At 65.5% G+C, this 1264-nt stretch carries 2 protein-coding genes and 1 pseudogene; all 3 read left to right on the top strand.

All coding sequences use genetic code 11. The features are described from left to right. Nucleotides 1-2 precede the first annotated feature (2 nt). Nucleotides 3-410 (top strand): annotated as a pseudogene (locus tag AB1460_RS37575) (reverse transcriptase domain-containing protein); the annotation flags it as partial. A 111-nt stretch (nucleotides 411-521) separates the two neighbouring features. Beyond that, nucleotides 522-866, top strand: a complete 345-nt coding sequence (locus AB1460_RS37570) for a hypothetical protein (RefSeq protein ID WP_368967333.1) — start codon at nucleotides 522-524, stop codon at nucleotides 864-866. A gap of 128 nt (nucleotides 867-994) precedes the next feature. After that, a partial coding sequence (locus AB1460_RS37565; protein WP_368967331.1) for a recombinase family protein occupies nucleotides 995-1264 on the top strand: 270 nt, incomplete at its 3' end.

The raw sequence follows: 1264 nt of genomic DNA, 5'->3' as shown, positions 1-1264 counted from the left end.
CGCTGCCGGTACGGCGGGTGTACATACCGAAAAGAGGCGGAAAACAACGCCCAATCGGGATTCCTGTCATCGCTGACCGCGCCCAGCAGCAGCGGGTGCGTAACGCGTTGGAACCCGAGTGGGAAGCTCGGCTGGACGCCAGACAGTACGGCTTCCGGCCGGGCCGCGGCTGCCACGACGCGATCGAAATGATCTGGAAAGTTGCACGCGGGAGAAACACCCGCGGCTGGGTCCTCGACGCGGACCTGGAAGCCGCATTCGACCGACTCGACCACAACCACCTACTCGAAAAGCTCGACGGCTTCCCCGCACGGGAACAGGTCCGGGCCTGGCTGAAGGCAGGTGTGGTCGACAAGGGCCGGTACACCCCGACCGAGAAAGGAGCTCCACAAGGCGGGGTAATTACGCCCCCAACGCACTTGGCAACTTCGAGTTCGAGGTCACGCTGAGCTACCGGCGGCTGGAACTGCCTCGGCGTGTCGAGGTGACGTCACGACACAGGCGGTAGTACTGATCTGTCCATGGGTGATCGTCGTCGGGTGGGTGCGGGTGAGTACGCCGAGCGGGTGAACGCTGCGGCGCAGCTGCTGGAGGGCGGCGTTCCGATCGAGGACGCCGCCCTTCTGCTGTCCGCGCGGTTTGGGGTTTCGCCGCGGCAGGCCCGGCGTTACGCCGATTCGGCGGTGGATGGACGGGTGGTCGTGCCTGAGCCGACGGTGGTATTCACGGTCAAGCTTCCCGCTGCGCTGGCCGAGCGAACACGCGAGGAAGCCCGGGCCTGCGGAACGACGATTTCGTCGCTCGTGACCGGTGCTTTGTCGGACTATCTCGTCTCAGCCGAGGCAGGAAGTCCGACGGATGAATGAGCGGGCGATCGCCCTTGAGTATGCGTTCGACCGCCACGCGGCCCGGGATCTGTCGATCGCGTACGGAGTCCTGGTCCCACCGCGGCGGCTGAAAATCCAGACGGACCAGCAGACAGGAGACGATCACGATGAACGTGGCGGTTTATGCCCGGGTGTCGTCGGACCGGCAGAAGAAGAACGAGACGATCGCCTCGCAGACGGCGGCGCTGCGTGAACACGCCCGGCAGATGGGGGCGGTACTGCCGGCCGAGTGGGTTTTCGAGGACGACGGCCATTCGGGTGCGACGCTGACACGCCCGGCGCTGGAACGGCTGCGCGACCTGGTCGCGGCGGTGCAGATCGATGTGGTTCTGTGCTATTCCCCGGACAGACTTGCCCGGAAGTTCGCCTATCAAGCG

It is taken from the genome of Parafrankia sp. FMc2 (genome assembly GCF_041008525.1).
In the GTDB taxonomy this organism is placed as follows: Bacteria; Actinomycetota; Actinomycetes; order Frankiales; family Frankiaceae; genus Parafrankia.
The sequence above is the reverse complement of the archived record's forward strand: the minus strand, read 5'-3'. Positions and strand labels throughout refer to the sequence as shown.

Bases quoted from the DNA above. Each gene is read 5' to 3' on its own strand.
- AB1460_RS37570 (WP_368967333.1), top strand. From the start codon at position 522: ATGGGTGATCGTCGTCGGGTGGGTGCGGGTGAGTACGCCGAGCGGGTG.